The following is a 21175-nucleotide window of genomic DNA, read 5'->3' on the forward strand; positions in this document are numbered from 1 at the left end:
CGGCTAGCCCAGGGTCTGGGCCGCCGTCGGCGAGGAGTCCTTCAGGAACTGCGTGCAGCGCTCGTACTCCTCCTGCTCACCGATCGATCCGGCGGCGCGGGCGAGGGCGTGCAGGGCGCGCAGGAAGCCGCGGTTCGGCTCGTGCTCCCAGGGGACCGGGCCGTGGCCCTTCCAGCCGCTGCGGCGCAGGGAGTCCAGACCGCGGTGGTAGCCCGTACGGGCGTAGGCGTACGACTCCACGACGCTGCCCCGCTCGAACGCCTCGTCGGCCAGCTGGGCCCAGGCCAGCGAGGAGGTCGGGTACTTCGCGGCGACGTCCGCGGGGGCGGTGCCGCCGGCGAGGAGCTCGCGCGGCTCGGGGTCGTCGGGGAGGTGGGTCGGGGGCGGGCCCCCGAGGAGGTTTTCGTGAATGGCCATGGGTTCAAGTGTGAGCCATCACCGGGGCCCCCGTGCGCCGTGTCCACGCCCCCGCTGCCCCTACCCGTCCCATCCCAGGGGCTCCGCCCCTTCGACCCCGGTTGTCTTTCGGGTGCGGGCGGCAGGGGGCCGGTCGCGCCCACGCGGCGGAGCCGCACATCGATACAGTCCCGCGCCCCTTCTGGGGCTCCGGCTCCGCCCCAGACCCCGCTCCTCAAACGCCGGAGGGGCTGGATTCGCAGGGAGCTTCGCCCTCACGGGCGCCAGGGGTCACTTCTCGGCGCCGGTCCAGGCATCTTCAGCCCGTCCGGCGTTTGAGGACGAGGCCCGCAGGGCCGACAGCGGGGGTCTGGGGGCGCAGCCCTCAGGGACGGGACGGGTAGGGGCGGCGGGGGCGAAGAACCGCCTATCCGCCCAGCCGTCCCTTACTCCGCACCCCCTCCAGCGGCGGCGCCGTGATCGACCCGTGGTGGAGGCACTCCGGCTTGCGGCAGTCCGGCGGCAGCGGCCGCACCGTCGCGAAGGCCACCGCGGCCCCGACGACCAGCGCGCCCGCACACCACACCATCGCCAGCTCGAACGAGTCGTCGAAGGCGGCCGGCGAACGGTACGCCTCCTCCCCCATCCCGGCGAGCAACGGCAGCGCCGCGACCGCGACCAGCCCCGCCGCTCGGGCCGCCGCGTTGTTGACGCCGCTGGCCAGGCCCGCACGGGCGGTGCCGACGGAGGCCAGGACCGTGGCGGTCAAGGGCGCCACCAGGGTGACCATGCCGAGGCCGAGGACCAGCAGGGCTGGCAGCACGTCGAGGAGGTACGAGGCGTCCGGGCCCACCCGCAGCATCAGCAGCATCCCGGCCGCGCACAACAGCGGCCCCACCGTCAGCGGGATGCGCGGACCGATCCGGTCGGCGAGGGCGCCCGAGCGGGCCGAGAACAGCAGCATCAGGGCGGTCGTCGGCAGCAGGGCCGTACCGGCGCCGAGAGCCGAGTAGCCGACGACGACCTGGAGCTGGAGGGCGCCGAGGAAGAAGAAGCCGCCGAAAGCCGCGTAGACGCACAGGGTGACGAGGTTGACCGCCGTGAACTGGCGGGATCTGAAGATGTCGAGCGGCATCATCGGGTCGGGGCGACGCCGCTCGACGGACACGAAGGCGACCCCGGCCGCCACGCCCGCGACCGCCGTGAGGGTCACGACCAGCGAGCCCTCCTGGGCCTCGATCAGCGCGTAGGTCACCAGGGCGAGGGACAGTGCGCCCAGCACCGCGCCCAGTACGTCGAAGCGGGCGCCGTGCGCGCGGCCGTCCCCGGACTCGGGGACATGTCGTACGGCGATCGGCACGCACAACAGCGCCACCGGCACATTGAGCAGGAACACCCAGCGCCAGCCGGGCCCGTCCACCAGCCAGCCGCCCAGGAACGGGCCCACCGCGGCGCCGATGCCCCCGAAACCGGACCACAGGCCCACGGCCCGCCCCCGGTCGTCGGGATGGAAGGACGCCTGGATGAGCGCGAGCGAACCCGGCGTGAGGAGCGCCCCGCCGATCCCCTGCAACGCCCTGGCGGCGACGAGCGTCCCGGCGTTCGGGGCGATCCCGCACAGCAGCGAGGCCGCCGCGAACCACACGACACCCACGACGAAGATCTTGCGGCGCCCGTACCGGTCCCCCAGCGAGCCGCCCAGCAGGATCAGCCCGGCCAGCGTGAGCATGTACGCGTTGACCGTCCACTGGAGCGCCGCGAGGTCGGCGTCGAGGTCACGGCCGATGCGCGGAAGGGCGACGTTGACGACGGTCGAGTCCAGCATCGCCATGCTGGAGCCGAGAACGGTGGTGAGCAGGATCCACCTGCCCCGCGGTGAGGCCAGCCGGACGTCGGGCATGCCCCCAGGTATACAGCGAGCCCGGCGCCGCAGACAGGCGCCGGGCTCGGAAGTTCCCGAGAGGTCCCGAGAGAGACCCGGAGAACTACTCGATCTACTACTGATCCACTACTTGATCTTCGTGCCCGTCGAGCGCAGGTTCGAGCAGGCCTCCGTCACGCGGGCGGCCATGCTCGCCTCGGCGAGCTTGCCCCAGGTCCGCGGGTCGTAGGTCTTCTTGTTGCCGACCTCGCCGTCGACCTTCAGGACACCGTCGTAGTTCTGGAACATGTGGGCCGCCACCGGACGCGTGAAGGCGTACTGCGTGTCGGTGTCGATGTTCATCTTGACGACGCCGTTCTCCAGCGCGGTCGCGATCTCCTCGGCGGAGGAGCCGGAGCCGCCGTGGAAGACGAAGTCGAACGGGGACGCCTTGCCGTACTTGGCGGCGACGCCGTCGTTCAGCTCCTTCAGCAGCTCGGGGCGGAGCACGACGTTGCCCGGCTTGTACACACCGTGGACGTTGCCGAAGGAGGCGGCGAGCAGGTAGCGCCCCTTCTCACCGAGGCCGAGGGCCTCGACGGTCCGGATCGCGTCGTCGACGGTCGTGTACAGCGAGTCGTTGATCTCGTGCGAGACGCCGTCCTCCTCGCCACCGGTCGGGGTGATCTCGACCTCAAGGATGATCTTCGCGGCGCGGGCGCGCTCCAGCAGTTCCTGCGCGATGGACAGGTTGTCGGCGAGGGTCTCGGCGGAACCGTCCCACATGTGCGACTGGAACAGCGGGTTCTCGCCGCGCGCGACGCGCTCCTCGGACACGGCGAGCAGCGGCCGTACGTACCCGTCGAGCTTGTCCTTCGGGCAGTGGTCCGTGTGCAGGGCGACGGTGATGTCGTACTTCTTGGCGACGATGTGCGCGAACTCGGCCAGGGCGACCGCGCCGGTGACCATGTCCTTGCTGTGCTGGCCGCCGAGGAACTCCGCACCACCCGTGGAAATCTGGATGATGCCGTCGCTCTCCGCCTCCGCGAAGCCGCGCAGGGCCGCGTGCAGGGTCTGGGAGGAGGTCACGTTGATGGCCGGGTAGGCGAACTTGCCTGCCTTCGCCCGGTCGAGCATCTCGTTGTAGACCTCGGGGGTTGCGATGGGCATCTGTCCGCTCCTTGGAGTGTGCGGGTTGACGTACTGCGTTACTGCTTGCTTCTTACGGCCCTGACCTAGACCTTGGGGGGTGCGACGTCATCGTCGGCCCCATCTTTCCAGACGAACCGGGATGCTCCGAGCGCCTGTCACCAGCCGAGACGGCCGCCGGTTCGGGATCTCGGTCAGTCCAGGCCGAGTTCGTCCTTGGAGTAGGCGAAGAGATAAGGCACTTGGGCCCCCTCCTGGATCTTCTCCGCGGCGCCGGTGGCCCGGTCGACGATCGTCGCGACGCCGACGACCTCGGCGCCCGCCTCCCGCACGGCCTCCACGGCGGTGAGCGGGGAGCCCCCGGTGGTGGAGGTGTCCTCGACGACGAGCACGCGCCGCCCCGCGATGTCGGGCCCCTCGACCCGCCGCTGGAGCCCGTGCGCCTTGGCGGCCTTCCGTACGACGAAGGCGTCCAGCCGCTTTCCGCGCGCGGCGGCGGCGTGCAGCATGGCGGCGGCGACGGGGTCGGCGCCCATGGTGAGCCCGCCGACCGCGTCGAACTCCAGCTCCTCGGTCAGGTCGAGCAGCACCTGCCCGACCAGCGGAGCGGCCTCCCCGTCAAGAGTGATACGCCGGAGATCGACGTAGTAGTCGGCTTCCAGCCCCGAAGACAGGGTCACCTTGCCGTGCACCACGGCCTTGTCCTTGATCTGCTGCAGCAGCTCGCCACGTACGTCAGTCATGCGGCCAGCTTAAGGGCCCCGCTCACAGCCGCCGCCAGCTCCAGACGGTCGTGGCCTCGAGCGGCTCCAGGGGCGTGACCAGGCGAGGCAGGGTGTTGAGCCCGTTGGGCGGCCCGGTCTGCGGCTCGACGCAGACGGCGGCCTCCTGCTCGTCGTACACGACGACCCACTCGTCCCGGCTGGTCACCTTCAGCTCCAGCTGCCCCGGCCAGGTGAGCGTGACGTCGACACCCCCGGGCATCCCGAAGCAGTCGTCCCAGGGCCCGGGGAGGGGGGCGATCCGGTTCCCGGTGGGAAGGTGATCGTCCCCGCGCTCCTCCTGCCACTCCGGGCTGAAGTCGAGACGGACATCCTGCGCCCCCTCCCCGCCGAGGTTCCGGTTGAACCAGGGATGCCAGCCGATCTGGGCCGGGAAGGACGTCTCGTACGTCTCGACGGACATGGTCAGCGTGAGGCTGTCCGCTCCCAGCCGCACGATCTGGGTGACACGGCCGGCGTAGGGCCACGGCTCGACCAGGTCGTACGTGATGACGGCCTCGTCACCGACGACCCGGGCGACCTTCCAGTCACCGTCCCGGGCCGTGCCGTGGATGGCGTGCGGCGGCGCGTTGAGCGGCAGCTGCCGCACGACGGCACCGTCCAGGAACCGTCCCTCCCGGATCCGGCCGCACCAGGGGACCATCGGAAAACACCCGAACCGCTCCCCTTGCCGCAACAGCTCCGTCCCCGCGACCCGCAGCCCCCCGACCCGCCCACCGTTCCCCGGCAGCACGTCCACCTCCGCGTCACCCGCGGTCAGCGTGATGTGTTCGCTACTCACGGGACGACCCTACTGGGGCGATCACGGGGAGGGGCCGGCCATTTCAGCCCGTCCGGTGTTTGAGGACGAGGCCGCAGGCCGATGGGGGTCCAGGGGGCGGAGCCCCTTTCAAGGGATGGGACGGATAGGGGCGGCGGGGGCGAAGAACTCAGCGCCGCCGCCGGATCACCCGACTCACCACGATCGCCGAAGCCAACACCACAGCCGCCGCCGGAGCAGCCCACCGCAACGTTGACCCCGGCACCACCGTCTGCGGCGCGGGAACCGGCGCATACCGCCCCCGCGGCGGCGCATGATCCACTTCCTCCGCACTACGCCCGATCATCGTCCGCCGAGCATGAGCCGCCTCAGCAACGGGAGGCTCACCGGCACCGGCGTCGGCATCCGCGGGGGCGCCCACTTCAGCCTCCGGCTCAGGCGCCGCAGGCCCAGGCGCCGCAGGCCCAGGCACCGCGTCGTCATCCGCATCCGGCGTCGTCTCGAAGTCGCTGGTGACCCGAGTCTCGAACTCCCCGGGAGCCAAGCCCTCCTGGGCGTCGTCAGCGTCCCCCTCCTGGCCCGCCACCACCCCCAGCTGCTCCCCGAAACGGTTCAGCAGCCGCCCCACGGCCGACCCGACCGCTTCCGCAGAGAACTCCGCAACGCGCCCGTCCGCGGAAGCCGACCCCTCGAACCGCACCGTGGCGCCCGGGCCCTCGTCGGCATCGGCCTCCCGAACCCACACCGTGAGCGCGAGCTTCACCGACCCGGTCCCCCGCGCCTCGGTGGCGTCCCCCTCGACGGCGTACGAACCGTCCTCCCGCGCGGACACCCGCGCGGCACCCCGATACGTGATGGTGTGACCACCGACCCGCACCTTCAACCGCCCGGCAACGGGCTCGGCCCCGGCGTCCTGCTGGAGCCCGGGGACCGCCCGGGCCACCCGCACGGGATCGGCCAGCACCTCCCTGAGCCGCTCGGCCGCAACCGGAACGAACACCTCATGCTCCATGAGGCCCGAGCCTACCCAGCATGGCGCGAAGCGCACCCACACATCAGGGGAATCTCCCCGGCCGCCCTCCCGTCGGGCGTATGCTCCCCGCCCCGCCCGCGGCACCTCAGTGCCGCGAATACCGCGGATGCACCAGCGTCGACGCAGGCACCCCCCGGACCCGCGTCTCCTCCGCCGCCCGTGCACCCGCCGCCAGCCCGGCCCGCGAAAGCGTCCCGACCCGCGGCGAACCCTCCCCCGCCCCGAGCCGTAGCGCCGGACGCTCCCCCCGGCCCGCCAGGAGGAACCCCCAGTCGTACGGCGCTCGCGTCGGGCCCGCCGAGCGGTCGGGCCCCGCCGTGAAGCCGGAGTCACGGCCTCCGGTGCTGGAGCCTCTGACGCGGTACACGGCGGTGCGCAGCCCCGCGGCGCGCAGGGTCGTGTCGACCGTCCAGAAGACACGAGGGCGGGAGGAGACCGGCCCGGCGTGGACGGCCAGGCGGCCGGCCGGGGTCAGGACGCGGCGGGCCAGGCCGTAGAACTCCTGCGAGTACAGCTTCGTACTGGCCGTGATGCCAGGGTCGGGCAGGTCCGAGATGACGACGTCGTACGTCTCCGGGGGCGCCACCCGCAGCCAGTGGAAGGCGTCGTCGGTCATGACGTGGACGCGGTCGTCGTCGTACACATGCCCGTTGAGCCGGGACAGCGGAGCGTCCCGGCGCGCCAGCCGCACCACCCCGGGGTCGACCTCGACGACATCGACCCGGTGCACCCCCGGATGACGCAGCACCTCCCGCGCCGCCAGCCCGTCGCCGCCGCCCAGAATCAGCACGCGCGTGTGCTCGCCGCTCATCGCGGGGTGGACCAGCGCCTCGTGGTAGCGGCGTTCGTCGCGGCCGCTGACCCGCAGGCGGCCGTCGAGGAACAGGTCGAGCGGACGGCCGTGGGTGCCGCCGGTGATGACGACCTCCTGGACGTCGGTCTGGACCGCCACGCGCACCTCCCGCCCGTACACCGCGTGCCGTGCCGCCCGTTCGAAGTCGTCGACGAGTACGGCGGCCGAGGCGAGGACGCCGAGCACGGTGACGTTGGCGATCACCAGCAGCCAGCGGGCACGGCGCGTGAGGTCCCGCCGGAACAGGCCGAGGACGAGCGCGCCGCCCACGACGGCGTTGACGGCGCCGGTGATCAGGGCCGAGGTCAACTGGCCCAGCAGGGGCAGGAGAAGGAACGGGAAGGCCAGGCCGCCGACGAGCGCTCCGACGTAGTCCGCGGCGAACAGGTCGGCCACCGCGCCGCCCGGGTCCTGGCGCCGGATGCGCTGGATCAGCTCCATCAGCAGTGGGATCTCGGCGCCGATCAGCAGGCCGATGGTGAGGGAGAAGGCGACGAGGAGACAGCGGGGGCCATTGGCCCACATTCCGCCCCAGCCGCCGGTCCAGGCGAAGACGGCGTACAGGGCCAGCGCGCTGGAGCCGCCGACCAGGGCGAGGACGGCCTCGATGGCGCCGAAGCCGGCCGCCGCGAGCGGGCGCAGGCGCTTCGCGACGAGGGAGCCGACACCCATCGCGAAGACCATGACGGACAGGACGACGGAGGCCTGGGTGACCGAGTCGCCGATCAGGTACGAGGCGAGGGCGACGAGTTCGAGCTCGTACACCAGTCCGCAGGCGGCGCAGACGAAGACGCCCGCGAGCACCAGGAACCGCCCCGTGCCCGGCCGGACCGGGAGCCGCGCGGGGCCGCCCCAGGGCGGCGGGGCACCGGGCGGGGCGGGGGCGTGCGGCTCGATCACGCTGCCGACGGTACGTTACGGCTAGGGCACGCTGGGTCACCCACACGTGTGTTGTTGACGCGGGGGACGTTTGCCTCCGCGCCCTGATCAGATGCCGGACGAGCTGAAGGAACCGGACCGACCCCGAGGCGCACCCGTGACCATCCGCACCCCCACCCTCGTCCGCGTGGCCACCAACTGCCCGTCCTGCGGATACGCGTGCCAGGTCCGCCAGTGCATCTGCCCCTCGTGGTACTGGGCCAGCATCGCGGTGAAGGCGTGCGGGCTGCCGGGGAACACTCCGGCGAGGCCGTGCGGATGGTCGGCGACCAGGGCCAGCAACTCCTGTGCCCGGCCCGCGAACTGACCCGGCGACAGCACCTCCACGCGGGCCGCGAACTCGTACTCCCAGTCCCCCACCCGCTTGGCCACTCCGAGCGGCAGGGGCGTGCTGCTGCCGGGCATACAGGCCACCGTCTCCGAACAGATGCCGCGCTCCTCCTCCAGAAGCACCTGGTGGGACGCGCCGAGCAGTCTCAACTGAAGCTTCGCCCCGGTCAGTTCGAGGTCGAGGGCGGCCAGTGCGGGCAGCGGTTCCCGCCCCAGGGCCCAGGCGAGGTCGGTCGCGCGCGTGTCGGTATAGGCGGTGTTCAGGGTCCTGAGCATGGGTCGGCTCCGCAAGCACGCAAAGAAAGGGAGTGAGGGAGGTGTCGGTCTCCGGCGGCGCACCCCGGCCGACACCGGGAGGACGGCCCGGTCAGCCCAGTCGGCCGGTCAGAAGGGGTGTCCGCGGGACTCCGAGGGGCTGCGTTGGTGAATTTCACTGAATCATGAACTGCGGCGCCGTCACAGCGTTTTTACCCAAGTTCGTAGGGTTTCCATCCCTCAGAGGGCTTATCAGCTCAACTGTTCAACTCCGGCGTACGCCGGGGCGCACCCGCCCTCTGCAAGAGCCGTATGAAAAGCCGTACATGGGGGCGCGCGGAAAGCGGCGAAGCGGGGCCGGTAACCAGATACCGGCCCCGCTCCGTCCGGATGCGGTTCCCCCTTCTCGGGGAGCTCAGCTGCCCCGTGTCAGCTGCCTCCGCCACCACATCCGCCCCCGCCGCCGCCTCCGCAGGACGACCCGCCGCCGCAGGACGACGAGCCGCCTCCGCAGGACGAGCCACCCGAGCCGCCGTCTCCCCCGCCGGCCCACCAGCTGCTGCCGCCCCCGCTGTCGTGCGAGTGCGCCCGGCGACCGTGCGAACGGTGGGCCGGACGTGCGCTGCGGCGCGCGACGGACACGACGATCACGACGAACATCACTGCGACCAGCGCCCCCACGATGATTGTGGCCATGGCGTCAGCCTCCTTCCGATCCCCCGAAGCGGACCGAGGCGTCCCCCCGTGGGCGCCTCCCGCTCGGTGCGTGGGAGGGAGATGCCCGTCCGTCTCGTGACCCAAAGCAGAGTTGAGGAACTTCAGAGGCTTCTTGGCGAGGGTGACCGAGGCAGCTGTCCCAGGCGAAAGAGCCTGTCGGTACGGCCCTGGATTCGCCACCCTTCGCTACCCGTTCGCTAGACTTTGCGCTACCCATGCAACGCGCTGACCTGCGTAAACGGTGAGCGCCAGAAATATTCGCATGGCTTCGCCACTGACCGCCAGGCTTTTGCGCCACCCCGCTGACCTGCGAAAACGTGCATCAGCACAGGTAATCGCAGGCAGGGCGGCTGTAGTATCAAGGTCATATCCGGAGCAACCGCCATGGCTCTCGGACGAACGCTGTGCGCTCTCGAACACCCAAGACTCCCGCGTGATCCACGAGTGCCTGGCCCCGGATCCACCCGGAGCCAGACCTCGCGCGCGGGGCATTGTGAGCCCGGCCGACTAGATCCCGGCCGGGCTCACTCAGCACCCGTCCGAATCGGCCGGAGCGCCCGATCCCTTCACCAGGTCAGTGAAGGAACCGTTCAGCGCACCCCGCGATGGCAGTGACCGCTCCGAGGACCACCACCGCCAACTCGATCCAGTCCCTCTTCGGGCGTCGGCGGCGCTTCCTCTGCTTGGGTCGCCCCATCGTGCCGGCTCCTGTCTGTCGTTACCTCCAACTGAGCGCACAAGCGATCCAGTTGGCTCCTGGCCGAGTCGAGCCAGGGAGCCGTGCGGAGACAGAAGCCGTTCTCGCAACCTACCTGGGGTGTGGGTGACGAGGGACTGTTCGCCACGGTTCGCCAGGGTTCGCCAGATGGTCTGCCACCGAGTAGGGCGCCTTGGCTATGACTTGGTGACCTGCGTGACGAGCCGCCCCGAGAATCGTCGAAGCGACCGGGCAGCCTCGTTACTGGATCTCCGGGCGCGGGTAATGCCCCGGTACTTCCGATCCGGGGGGACCGAAGTGACCGACATATTCGGGCTGATCGCGGCCATCGGGGTTGTGGCGTCCTTGCTCGTGTCGGCGTGGCAGACGCGTGAACTCACACGACAGACAAGAATCAGCAACGGCGTCGCGGGTGCGGCCGCGATCTACAACGGAATGGAACGGCTGCACCACGTCGAGAGCCTGATCGCGGCACAGCCCGAGCTACATGTCTGCTTCTTCGGGGGCGCTGCTCTTCCGAGGCAGGAGGACGCCCGTGCCCGGGTTCTTCTCATCGCCGCGATGCTCGCCGACACGGTGAACTACGGCCTGATGATCAACGCGCTCAACCCCGAGATGAAGGGATACCGGGGGTGGCAGTCCTTCGCCCTGAGGCTGCGCGACTCGGCTCCCGTCCTGGTTCACGTGGTGAACGAGCATCCACACTGGTGGCCGGCGCTCTCCTCCCACTGGGCAGCCCACCCGGCGACGGGCGGCTGACCCGGGCGGGCGGCGCCTCGCAGGCCGGCGCAGCCGTTCCTCGTGAACGTGAGTTGAGGAACTCCAGACCTTGGGCGGAGGATGGCCGGCATGACCTCCACCAGCCGCCCCCTGCTCAACCGCCGCCTCGCCGAGTTCGGGACGACGATCTTCGCCGAGATGTCCGCGCTGGCCCTGAGTACCGGGTCCATCAACCTGGGCCAGGGCTTCCCCGACACCGACGGGCCCGAGGAGGTCCGTGAGGCGGCCGTGCGGGCCCTGCGGGACGGACGCGGGAACCAGTACCCGCCCGGCCCCGGCGTCCCAGAGCTGCGCACCGCGATCGCCGCCCACCAGGAGCGGCGCTACGGACTGTCGTACGACCCCGACACCGAGGTCCTGGTCACCGCGGGCGCCACCGAGGCCATCGCGGCCACGCTGCTCGCGCTGCTGGAGCCGGGCGACGAGGTCATCGCCTTCGAGCCGTACTACGACTCCTACGCGGCCTCGATCGCCATGGCGGGCGGCACGCGCGTGCCGGTCACCCTGCGCCCGCACGAGGGCAGCTTCCGCCTGGACCTCGACGAGCTGCGCGCCGCCGTCACCGACCGCACCCGGCTGCTGCTCGTCAACACCCCGCACAACCCCACCGGCACCGTCCTCACCCGTGCGGAGCTGGCGGCGATCGCCGAGCTGGCGGTCGAGCGGGACCTGCTGGTCGTGACCGACGAGGTGTACGAGCACCTGGTCTTCGACGACTCCGAGCACCTGCCGCTCGCCACCTTCCCGGGGATGCGGGAGCGGACGGTGACCATCGGGTCGGCAGGCAAGACCTTCTCCTTCACGGGCTGGAAGGTCGGCTGGGTGACTTCGACGCCCGGCCTGGTCACAGCGGTGCGCTCGGCGAAGCAGTTCCTGACGTACGTCGCGTCGGGGCCGTTCCAGTACGCGGTCGCCGAGGCGCTCGCCCTCCCCGACAGCTACTTCTCGGCCTTCCGCGAGGACATGCTGGCCAAGCGGGACCTGCTGGCGGCGGGTCTGACGGAGGCGGGCTTCGAGGTCTTCCGGCCCGCGGGCACCTACTTCATCACCACCGACATCCGCCCCCTCGGCGAGAGCGACGGCTTCGCCTTCTGCCGTGCGCTGCCGGAGCGGGCCGGGGTGGTCGCCATTCCCAACGCGGTCTTCTACGACCACCGGGAGGCGGGGGCGCCGTTCGTACGGTTCGCGTTCTGCAAGCGGGCGCAGGTCCTGGAGGAGGCGGTGAAGCGGCTCAAGTCGCTGGCGGGCTGAGTCCACCTCGCCTGGAGAGTTGTCCACAGCCTGTGGACGGGGCGCGCGCATCCGGCGCCTCCATGGCCGCGATGGCGCCGACGGCACCGACAGCACCGACAGCACCGACGGCGAGAGCCCGGCCCGGCACGCGGCCGTGGTGGCCGGTGCCCTGGCCGGGCTCTCCCTCACCCACGGCGCGTGTCCGGTCATGCTCGCCGGTACGCCGCCGTGGGCCACGCCTGCTGTCGCCGCTGGTCGCCGGCTTATTCGTCGTCTTCCTCGGGCTTCTCCGCCTCGTTGATCTCCTGCTCCAGGCCGAGCTGCTCGACGAGCCACTTGTCGAACTCGATCGCGGCCCGCACCCAGCTGACCGTCGACGAGACGAAGTGCTCCAGAGCCACACCCGTGCCGATCAGCATCTGCGCCTCGCCGATCAGGCGGACGGTGCCGTCGTCATGCGTGTGGCTGTAGACCTTGGGCCACAGGGTCCGGCGGTTCCAGTCGTCGATCGACTCCAGAAGCTGGGGCTTCTCGTCGATCTTGTGGGGCCGGTCGTAGAACGTCCGCACCGAGAAGACCTGCTGGTCGTCCTCGCCGCGGAACATGAAGTACGTACGGAACTGCTCCCACGGCGCCGCGAGGTCACCCTCGTCGTCGACGACGTACTTCAGCTCCATCTGGTCGAGGAGCTGCTTCACGAGGTCCTGATCCGGGACAACGGGGCCGGGCGGCGGCCCGGGCTGCGGCTGCTGGCCCCCGAAGTTCGGAATCGAGGACGGGTCGATGCTCACCGTGATTTTCCCTTCGTACGGATTCCGCCATCCTCCCCCATGCGGGGAGGGGCGTGGCAAGCCCCGCCGGGGCTGTCTGCCCTCGGCTGACTCGATCCGGTCACTCCTGTCGGGTACCCGGACCTACCGGGTACCCGCAATCACGGCGTCCTGCCGGGTCACAGCGACTTTCCGGGCCGCGGGGCCTTCCGGGTCACAGGGTCTTTCCGGTCGCCGGCCCGACGATCAGGCCGTCCCCGAACGCGTCCACGCGCACCGTGTCGCCGTCCTTGACCTCGCCCGACAGGATCTCCTTGGCCAGCCGGTCGCCGATGGCGGTCTGGACCAGTCGGCGCAGAGGGCGGGCGCCGTAGGCCGGGTCGTTGCCCTCGTCGGCGAGCCAGGCCAGGGCCTCGTCGGTGATCTCCAGGGTGAGGCGCCGCTCGGCCAGCCGCTTGGCGAGCCGGTCGATCTGGAGCCGGGCGATCCGGCTCAGCTCGTCCTTGGTCAGGGCCGAGAAGACCACGAGGTCGTCGAGCCGGTTGAGGAACTCCGGCTTGAAGGAGGTGCGGACCACCTCCAGCACCTGCTCCTTCTTCTCCGCCTCGCTCGTGACCGGGTCGACCAGGAACTGGCTGCCCAGGTTGGACGTCAGCACCAGGATGGCGTTGCGGAAGTCGACCGTACGGCCCTGGCCGTCCGTCAGCCGTCCGTCGTCCAGCACCTGGAGGAGGATGTCGAAGACCTCGGGGTGCGCCTTCTCGACCTCGTCGAGGAGCACCACGCTGTACGGCCTGCGCCGCACCGCCTCGGTGAGCTGGCCGCCCTCCTCGTAGCCGACGTACCCGGGGGGCGCGCCGACCAGCCGGGCCACGGTGTGCTTCTCGCCGTACTCCGACATGTCGATGCGGACCATCGCCCGCTCGTCGTCGAAGAGGAAGTCGGCGAGGGCCTTGGCGAGCTCGGTCTTGCCGACGCCGGTCGGGCCGAGGAAGAGGAAGGAGCCGGTCGGGCGGTCGGGGTCGGCGATGCCGGCGCGGGTGCGCCGTACGGCGTCGGACACGGTCTGCACGGCCTCCGTCTGCCCGATGAGCCGACGCCCCAGCTCCTCCTCCATGCGCAGGAGTTTCTGGGTCTCGCCCTCCAGGAGACGCCCCGCGGGGATGCCGGTCCAGGCGGCGACGGTGTCGGCGATGTCGTCGGCGCCGACCTCCTCCTTGACCATGGTGTCCTTGGCGGCCTCCTCCTCGGCCTGCGAGGCGGCCTCCAGGTCCCGTTCCAGGGTGGGGATCTCGCCGTAGAGCAGCTTGCTGGCGGTGTCGAAGTCGCCGTCGCGCTGGGCGCGCTCGGCCTGTCCGCGCACCTCGTCGAGCCGTTCCTTGAGCTCACCGACGCGGTTGAGGGACTCCTTCTCCTTCTCCCAGCGGGCGGTCAGACCGCGCAGCTCCTCCTCCTTGTCGGCGAGGTCGCGGCGCAGCTTCTCCAGCCGCTCGCGGGAGGCCGGATCGGTCTCCTTGCCGATCGCCAGCTCCTCCATCTTCAGCCGGTCCACCGACCGCTGGAGTTCGTCGATCTCGACGGGGGAGGAGTCGATCTCCATCCGGAGCCGGGAGGCGGCCTCGTCGACGAGGTCGATGGCCTTGTCGGGCAGGAACCGGGAGGTGATGTACCGGTCGGAGAGCGTCGCGGCCGCCACCAGCGCACTGTCCGCGATCTGCACCTTGTGGTGGGCCTCGTACCGCCCCTTCAGACCGCGCAGGATCGCGATGGTGTCCTCGACGGTCGGCTCGGCGACCAGGACCTGCTGGAACCGCCGCTCCAGGGCGGGGTCCTTCTCGATCCGCTCGCGGTACTCGTCGAGGGTGGTGGCGCCGACCATGCGCAGTTCGCCGCGGGCGAGCATCGGCTTGAGCATGTTCCCGGCGTCCATGGCCGAGTCGCCGCCGGCACCGGCGCCCACGACGGTGTGCAGCTCGTCGATGAAGGTGATGATCTGCCCGTCGGAGTCCTTGATCTCCGCGAGCACGGTCTTCAGCCGCTCCTCGAACTCACCCCGGTACTTGGCCCCGGCGACCATGGCCCCCAGGTCGAGCGCGACCAGCCGCTTGTTCTTGAGGGACTCGGGCACGTCCCCCTTGACGATCCGCTGGGCCAGCCCTTCCACGACGGCGGTCTTGCCCACGCCCGGCTCACCGATGAGGACGGGATTGTTCTTGGTACGGCGGCTGAGCACCTGCACGACCCGCCGGATCTCCTGGTCCCGCCCGATGACGGGATCGAGCTTGCCCTCCCGCGCGGCGGCGGTGAAGTCGGTCCCGAACTTCTCCAGCGCCTTGTACTGCCCCTCGGGGTCGGCGGTGGTCACGCGCCGCCCGCCACGGGCCTTCTGGAAGGCGTCGAGCAGCTTCTTCGCACTGGCGCCCTGCCGGGTGAGCACCTCACCGGCCTGGCCGCCCTTGGCGGCGATACCGATGAGCAGGTGCTCGGTGGAGAGGTACTCGTCCCCGAGCTCCTTGGCCCGTGCCTGGGCGTCCGCGATCACGGCGAGCAGCTCACGGTTGGGCTGCGGGGGCGCGACGGTGGATCCGGTCACGCTGGGCAGCGCGGCGAGCGCCTTGTCCGCGCCGGCCCGGATGGATGCCTGGTCGGCGTCGACGGCCGCCAGCAGATCGACGACGTTCTCGTTGTCCTGCCCCTGGAGCAGAGCGAGGAGCAGATGGGCGGGGGTGAGGTCCGCGTGTCCCTCGGTCAGGGCCCGGTTGCTGGCCGCGTTGATCGCGTCCCGGCTCCTGTTGGTCAGCTCGGCGTCCACGTTGGCGTTCTCCTCCTGGCGTCAGCCTCTCCCAGTACTGACTGAGTCAGCGTACACAAAGTTGAGTCTATTCCGCTCAAGGTAGTCGGGGGAGGTGGACGGCGGCTAGGTTCCGGGTCATGGCCGCACACCCACAGGACCCGGGCGCGCCGGACGCGCCGTACCTCACCTTCTGGCAGGAGAAGCACGTCTGCACCCTGACCACCCTGCGCCCGGACGGCACCCCACATGTCGTACCCGTCGGAGTCACATACGACCCCGAGGCGCGGCTGGCTCGAGTGATCACGAGCAAGTCGAGCGCGAAGGTACGCCATGTACTGGCCGCCGGCCCCGACGGGGCACGGGTCGCGGTCTGCCAGATGGAGGGGCGGCGATGGGCGACGCTGGAGGGCCGGGCTTCCATCCGGACCGAGCCGGAGCAGGTCGCGGACGCGGAGCGGCGGTACGCGGAGCGATACGGGCGGACCCCCAGGCCGAATCCGGAGAGGGTGGTCATCGAGATCGCGCTGACCCGGGCGATGGGGCGGGGGTGACGCCGAGGGCCGCGGACGGGGCGGCTGGACGCCGGACGGCCGCATCCCGGGCGGCCGGATACCGGGCGACCGGTTTCGGCCACCGCCTCAGCAGGCGCATGAAGGGAAATGTCCCCGCAAAACTGCAGCGGCGTCACCGTGTTCAGGTCACGGTGACGCCGCTGCGGGGGGAAGCACCTGAGCGATCTGTTACGACGGGGGAATCGCGTCAGGCACTGCGGGGGGTGGCTGAGATGGTCCTTGGGGCCGGAGCCTCCGGTTCCACCAGACGGTGGTCGCGCTGGTCGAGGTTGACGAAGATCATTCCGTATCGGATGGCACACCGCACAGGCTGCGGCGCCCCCCGAGGCCGCCGCAGACACCGGTACGCCCGCACGTCCTCGTCCTCGTCCCGCGTGACGACGACCGGCTCGCCGAAGACGGTCACCATCAGTGAGTCACCGGCGTGGGGGATCGCGGTGACCAGGTCGATGAAGTGCCAGCCGGAGCGGTAGGCGGTGGCCATTTCTCTACGGAAGGAGCGGTCGTCGGGTGGCGTCGTCATCGCGATCAGTCCCACCTGCTGTCCATGGGGACCGGCGTTTCACCGTCGGCCGCGACGACCACGGACTGCACGCCACCCACCTTGTGCACGTCACTTGTCACACCGGAGAGGCCTGCCACAGTTCCGAAGGCCGCAACGGCGGAGAAGGCGGCAACAAGTACCGAGCGAAGCATTCTCTTACGCATAGTCGGCTTCGTCCTCACTTGAAGGTCCCCTCTTCCCCCGTCGGATAAGACGATGGCTCATTCAGGCACGTCATGGCCACACAATCGATGCATCATGTTCCTGCATGTTCAGGACCCTGGGGGGTGGAGATTTGGCAACAAGTGGGACTAAAGCGACACATCCCCATGCGGTGACCGAGCTGTGTGAGGATGGAAGCCGCCTATATGCGACCGCTCTGCGCAACGGCCGCATTCTGCGGTCGGATGTGGAAGCTGCTCCGTGTCTGACGGAGTTCGCCCTCCTTCACCCTGATCCCGACGACGCGAAGTGGCTGCGCCCCGTTCCCCCCTCCGTCGCCCTGGCCCGGCGGCTCAACCCGATAGAGCGCGAGATCACGGAACAGCGGCGGATGTCGATCGCACTCGCCGAGGTCTTCGAGCCATTCATGAGCCTCGGCGCCCAGGACGCCGCTCCCACTCATTCGATAACAGTGCTGGAGGGTCTGGACCGCATCAACGCGGCGCTCGATCTGGCGACGGTCCAGTGCCGGACCGAGATGCTCACAGTCCAGCCGAGCGGCCGCCGCAGCCCCGAGAACAGGCTCCTTGAGGCGTTGGAGCGCGACAAGCCACTGATCGAACGTGGGGTGCGGATCCGGACTCTGTACCAGCACACAGCCAGATACATACCCGACCGGCTGGCCTACATGGACCAGTTCACCCAGGGCAAAGTGGAGTACCGCACCATCGACGAACTCGTCGAGCGCCTCATCGTGTGCGACGAGAGCGTCGCTTTCATCCCCATCCGTGACGACCGCCAAGTGGCACTGGAACTCCGTCATCCGGGCCTGGTCCGCTACCTGATCAAGGTCTTCGAATTCATGTGGGCACGCGCTGTGCCGCTACAGGCGGGCACACCCTACGAGATCGACCCGGACGGCATCACCGACATCCAGCACTCCATCGCCAAGCTCCTCGTGGAGGGCCACGTCGACGAGGCCATAGCCCGCCGTCTGGGCATGAACGTGCGCACTTGCCGAGCCCACATAGCCAAGTTGGCCACCGCACTGGGGAGCGGCAGCCGCGCCCAGCTCGGCTACCTCATCGCCCAGTCCGGAATTCTGGATGATGATCACTCGGTGCCGAAGAACAGGGACCCCTCGTGACCGAGGCACACCGGCACGGAGCGGAGGAGGTACGTGAGGCATGCCTGCGCTTGCCGGTAGCACCCTTGATCGCCCTGCACCAGATGCTGCGAGCGTGCACGGAAGCTGGGCCGGGGCGGCGACATCCGCACCCTCTACCATGACCCCCTGTGCCACTCGCCCGCCTGATCGCCCGTTACGGACAGTTCGTGGACGATGTCCAGGTTCGCATCCTCGACGAGGTCTCCGAACGACTCCTCGTCATCGACCACACCGTCGCTTTCATCCCTGCGCGCAGGACCGCACCCTGGCCCTGGAAATCCGCCATCCCACGCTGGGCACTACCGCCGCCCTCAGCAGCGAAAGCGGAGCACAACTCCGCTATCTCATCGGCCAGTCCGGAATCCTCGAACAGGAGCAGGCCAGCCAGTGAACATGACGTCGCACCCGGAGCACGGCGCCGAAGACCTTTGTGCTGCCGGCGCAAGCCTGTACGAGCAAGCCCTGCACGACGGACGCATCCCCGCCGAGGACGCCGCGCCAGCCCCATGCCTACTCCAACTCGGTCTGCTGCACCCCGCCCTCGATAGCCTGGACTGGTTGGAACCGGTCTCACCCGTTGTCGCGCTGCACCGACTGCTGAACGCATCCGAACAGCGGATCGCCGACGAGCGCTGTCGGGGGGAACGACTGGCCGAGGCGTTTGAGCCCCTGATGCGAATCAACGGACGCTACACAGCGGCGACGGAAACGCCAACCATTGCCGTGCTCAGCGGGCGACGGATCAACCCGGTGATCGAGCAGGTCATGGCCACCGCCTCCGAGGAACTGCTCGCGATCCAGCCCCACCAAGACACTCCGAAGCTGACGCTCGGGGCGGCCCTGATCCGCGACCAGGCCCTGCTGGACCGGGGCGGCCGTATCCGTACCCTCTACCAGCACACCATGCGCCACGCTCCCACTGTCCTCGCTCGTTACGAGCAACTGCGGGGCAACGCCGAGGCCCGCACCCTCGACGAGGTCACCGAACGCCTGCTCGTCATCGACAGGTCCGTCGCCTTTATTCCGGTCAGCAAGGCACCATCGGTCGCGCTGGAGGTCCGCCATCCAGCCCTTGTCTCCTTCTTCGTGACTACCTTCGACCGCCTCTGGAACCTGGCCACGCCCATGTACCCCAAGGCCGTCCAGCAACCTTCGTTGAACGGCATCACGCCTCGCCAACGCGCCATCGCCAACCTCCTCGTCGAAGGCCACACCGACGCCGCCATAGCCGACCGCCTCGGCCTGAACATCCGCACTGCCCGCGTTCACATAGCCAAACTCGCTGCCACCCTGGGAAGCAAAAGCCGCGCTCAACTCGGCTACCTCATCGGACAGTCCGGGATCCTTGATCAGGCAGGCTGACTGACGGCGTCGGCGCGACGTCTGCGGCCCTCGGCGGCCTGTCCAGGCCTGCCTTCGCGATGCGAACGCCGAGTTGCGTCCGGCTTGCCGCGCCCAGAGTCTCCGAGAGCCGGGCGATGTGGGCACGGCAGGTGCGGACGCTTATGCCGAGCCGTTCCGCGATCACCGCGTCCTGGTGTCCCTCCGCCAGAAGCGCGGCGATGGACTGCTCCCGATGAGAGATGCCCTCAATGCCCGTGTCAGGGAGGGGCGCCGTAAGCGGGATCGCCAGGCGCCAGAAGCGCTCGAAGACCGTCACCAAGTAGTGGACCAGGGCCGGGTGGCGCAGCTCCAGCGCCATCGTGCGGTCCGCATTCGCGGGGATGAAGGCGACCGTACGGTCAAAGACGATCAGCCGGTCGATCACCTCGTCCAGCGTGCGCGCCTCTACCGAATCACCCATCAGCTCCAGGTAATTGAGCAGGCCTTGACCGTGCCGTGCCACGTGCGTGTACAAGTCCCGCATCCGCACGCCGCGTCCGCGCAGCGCCAGGGCCCGGTGCAGGCCCTCCGTCAGCTCGTGCTCGGGGCGGATGCCGCCGGGCTGTACCGTCAACACCTCCGTTGCACACGCCTGAGTCGCCTCGTCCAGCGCGGCCTGGATGCGGGAGGAGCCGTCCAGCACACGGATCGCCATTCTCTCCACGCCGGCCACCTGCGGCTGCAGTCCGAGCCCGGCGTACCACTCGAACGCGGCCACCGCCGAGCCCATCCGCCGCTGGCTCGCGCTGACCTCGTCGTACACCCCGCGCAGCAGCCGGGTCATGACCTCCTGCGGGGACGTCGGCACCAGCCAGTCCATGTCATCCGGGTCCGGATGCAGCAGCGCCAATTCCAACAGACAGGGCACCGCCTCGGCATCCTGACGCGGCACTCGGCCCCGCCGTACGGCCCGGGAATACACGCGATCCCCAGCCTCGCACAGTCGGTCAGCACCGTGTGGATGCTCGTCCCTTCCGCGCTCGGCCATCTCCCACCCCTGGCTACCGTCTCTTGCCGCACACGATCCGTTGTCCCTGTGCAGCACGCTCACAGCGTCAACAGGCAACCGCCTATGACTTCCGCAGCGCAACTATGCGCAGAGGGGCCTGCCACCGCAACACGGCCCGGACCCTGACTCCGCACGGCCTACCCAGCCCCACGAACCAAAGGAGGTCACAGATACAGGGTTATGCACCTTTTAGCCCCCTCCGCTTTAGGCATGTTCATCATCATGAGGCTACCTGCCCATGCGCATGCCATGCATGATGGATCAAGCGGCGGCATACACAAGGTTCACTGGCAAGCCGCACGTTTCTGTAGCGCAGATCAAAGGGAGAACGCGATCCCCAGCCTCGCGCTGTCGGTCGGCGCCGCAAGGACGCTCCGTTCAGCGCAAACTCGGCTCTGCCGGACGCCAGGTTAGGCGCGCAGAGCCTTGATCAGCGCTGCACTTGAAACTGATCCTTTAAGCATCAACGGGGAAGGTGAGCACCACTTTGACCAGGTGGTACAGCAGCCAATTGTCCGACAGGACCGACATCGGATTCCAGACGGAGGGGAGCGAGACCTCGGGGGAGGGAAATATCTCGCCACTCACCTCGCAGGAGATCCGAACCAAAAGAGCTCACCCCTTGTCTTCACGCGTCTCCAATATCGATCAACTGACAGATCGCGAAAGACAGGTGCTCTCACTTCTCGCCGACGGGCCGTCAAATCGAGCACTCGCCCGACAGCTCGACATCGCAGAGCGCACAGTGAAAGCTCACGTGACGAATCTGATGCGAAAGCTCGGAGTCGAATCACGGCTCGAGGCGGCCTTGCTTTCCAATCTACACGCAGACAAGATCAACCCCTCGGGGCAATGCCCTTGAGGGCAATACCCAAAGGGCCAATAGAATAAATCTCTCCCTGCCCGCCACCATGAATCCTGCCAGCCGGAAGGACCGGCGGAAGGCGATGCGAAAGAGCGCGCCTGG

At 69.5% G+C, this 21175-nt stretch carries 19 protein-coding genes; 6 read left to right on the forward strand and 13 right to left on the reverse strand.

Going from position 1 to position 21175, the window contains the following annotated elements; all coding sequences use genetic code 11:
* Window positions 1–3: 3 nt before the first annotated feature.
* The 9 genes from ADK36_RS35660 to ADK36_RS47090 form a co-directional block, all read right to left on the reverse strand.
* A complete protein-coding gene (locus tag ADK36_RS35660; RefSeq protein ID WP_048585710.1) occupies window positions 4–417 on the reverse strand; it encodes a DUF3151 domain-containing protein in 414 nt (137 codons plus the stop codon).
* A 406-nt stretch (window positions 418–823) separates the two neighbouring features.
* Complete coding sequence (locus ADK36_RS35665) at window positions 824–2296, reverse strand: MFS transporter (RefSeq protein ID WP_048585711.1); 1473 nt, start codon at window positions 2294–2296, stop codon at window positions 824–826.
* A gap of 108 nt (window positions 2297–2404) precedes the next feature.
* The gene (fbaA, locus tag ADK36_RS35670; RefSeq protein WP_048585712.1) at window positions 2405–3427 is read right to left on the reverse strand and encodes a class II fructose-bisphosphate aldolase; all 1023 of its coding nucleotides are present in this window, start codon (window positions 3425–3427) and stop codon (window positions 2405–2407) included.
* 173 nt (window positions 3428–3600) lie between these two features.
* Window positions 3601–4149, reverse strand: a complete 549-nt coding sequence (gene pyrE / locus ADK36_RS35675; RefSeq protein WP_048585713.1) for an orotate phosphoribosyltransferase — start codon at window positions 4147–4149, stop codon at window positions 3601–3603.
* Between the two features lie 22 nt (window positions 4150–4171).
* Window positions 4172–4969, reverse strand: a complete 798-nt coding sequence (locus ADK36_RS35680; RefSeq protein ID WP_048585714.1) for an aldose epimerase — start codon at window positions 4967–4969, stop codon at window positions 4172–4174.
* Window positions 4970–5117: 148 nt separating this feature from the next.
* Complete coding sequence (locus tag ADK36_RS35685) at window positions 5118–5960, reverse strand: SRPBCC domain-containing protein (RefSeq protein WP_053200541.1); 843 nt, start codon at window positions 5958–5960, stop codon at window positions 5118–5120.
* A 106-nt stretch (window positions 5961–6066) separates the two neighbouring features.
* Window positions 6067–7734 carry a polyamine aminopropyltransferase gene (locus ADK36_RS35690; RefSeq protein ID WP_048585715.1) on the reverse strand — a complete coding sequence of 556 codons (1668 nt, stop codon included), beginning with the start codon at window positions 7732–7734 and terminating at the stop codon, window positions 6067–6069.
* An 87-nt stretch (window positions 7735–7821) separates the two neighbouring features.
* Window positions 7822–8379, reverse strand: coding sequence for a DUF2617 family protein (locus ADK36_RS35695; protein WP_048585716.1), 558 nt, complete (start codon window positions 8377–8379; stop codon window positions 7822–7824).
* 408 nt (window positions 8380–8787) lie between these two features.
* The gene (locus tag ADK36_RS47090) at window positions 8788–9054 is read right to left on the reverse strand and encodes a hypothetical protein (protein ID WP_078916614.1); all 267 of its coding nucleotides are present in this window, start codon (window positions 9052–9054) and stop codon (window positions 8788–8790) included.
* Window positions 9055–10090: 1036 nt separating this feature from the next.
* On the opposite strand from ADK36_RS47090, the gene ADK36_RS35700 reads away from it, so the two are divergent.
* Both ADK36_RS35700 and ADK36_RS35705 read left to right on the forward strand, forming a co-directional pair.
* Window positions 10091–10552, forward strand: a complete 462-nt coding sequence (locus tag ADK36_RS35700) for a hypothetical protein (protein WP_159029299.1) — start codon at window positions 10091–10093, stop codon at window positions 10550–10552.
* An 81-nt stretch (window positions 10553–10633) separates the two neighbouring features.
* Entirely contained in the window at window positions 10634–11824 is a 1191-nt protein-coding gene (locus ADK36_RS35705) for a pyridoxal phosphate-dependent aminotransferase (RefSeq protein ID WP_048585718.1), read from the forward strand.
* 245 nt (window positions 11825–12069) lie between these two features.
* Here the strand turns inward: ADK36_RS35705 and ADK36_RS35710 are convergent, their stop codons facing one another.
* Together ADK36_RS35710 and clpB are read right to left on the reverse strand one after the other, a co-directional pair.
* The gene (locus ADK36_RS35710) at window positions 12070–12597 is read right to left on the reverse strand and encodes a YbjN domain-containing protein (RefSeq protein WP_048585719.1); all 528 of its coding nucleotides are present in this window, start codon (window positions 12595–12597) and stop codon (window positions 12070–12072) included.
* Between the two features lie 193 nt (window positions 12598–12790).
* Complete coding sequence (gene clpB / locus ADK36_RS35715) at window positions 12791–15388, reverse strand: ATP-dependent chaperone ClpB (protein WP_048585720.1); 2598 nt, start codon at window positions 15386–15388, stop codon at window positions 12791–12793.
* 119 nt (window positions 15389–15507) lie between these two features.
* On the opposite strand from clpB, the gene ADK36_RS35720 reads away from it, so the two are divergent.
* The gene (locus tag ADK36_RS35720) at window positions 15508–15921 is read left to right on the forward strand and encodes a pyridoxamine 5'-phosphate oxidase family protein (protein ID WP_048585721.1); all 414 of its coding nucleotides are present in this window, start codon (window positions 15508–15510) and stop codon (window positions 15919–15921) included.
* 208 nt (window positions 15922–16129) lie between these two features.
* Here the strand turns inward: ADK36_RS35720 and ADK36_RS35725 are convergent, their stop codons facing one another.
* Window positions 16130–16465 (reverse strand): hypothetical protein, encoded by a 336-nt coding sequence (locus tag ADK36_RS35725; protein ID WP_030053980.1) that lies wholly within the window; start codon window positions 16463–16465, stop codon window positions 16130–16132.
* A gap of 289 nt (window positions 16466–16754) precedes the next feature.
* On the opposite strand from ADK36_RS35725, the gene ADK36_RS35730 reads away from it, so the two are divergent.
* Together ADK36_RS35730 and ADK36_RS35735 are read left to right on the forward strand one after the other, a co-directional pair.
* Window positions 16755–17795: a helix-turn-helix transcriptional regulator gene (locus tag ADK36_RS35730; protein ID WP_234330005.1), complete on the forward strand. Its 1041-nt coding sequence runs from the start codon at window positions 16755–16757 to the stop codon at window positions 17793–17795.
* A gap of 414 nt (window positions 17796–18209) precedes the next feature.
* Window positions 18210–19178 (forward strand): helix-turn-helix transcriptional regulator, encoded by a 969-nt coding sequence (locus ADK36_RS35735; RefSeq protein ID WP_053200545.1) that lies wholly within the window; start codon window positions 18210–18212, stop codon window positions 19176–19178.
* Here the strand turns inward: ADK36_RS35735 and ADK36_RS35740 are convergent.
* Complete coding sequence (locus ADK36_RS35740; RefSeq protein WP_078942890.1) at window positions 19141–20187, reverse strand: helix-turn-helix transcriptional regulator; 1047 nt, start codon at window positions 20185–20187, stop codon at window positions 19141–19143. The genes ADK36_RS35735 and ADK36_RS35740 overlap by 38 nt on opposite strands.
* Before the next feature lie 694 nt (window positions 20188–20881).
* Between ADK36_RS35740 and ADK36_RS47095 the strand changes: the two genes are divergently transcribed.
* Window positions 20882–21070, forward strand: coding sequence for a helix-turn-helix domain-containing protein (locus ADK36_RS47095; protein WP_234330006.1), 189 nt, complete (start codon window positions 20882–20884; stop codon window positions 21068–21070).
* Window positions 21071–21175: the final 105 nt, after the last annotated feature.

Source organism: Streptomyces viridochromogenes (genome assembly GCF_001270495.1).
In the GTDB taxonomy this organism is placed as follows: domain Bacteria; phylum Actinomycetota; class Actinomycetes; order Streptomycetales; family Streptomycetaceae; genus Streptomyces; species Streptomyces viridochromogenes_A.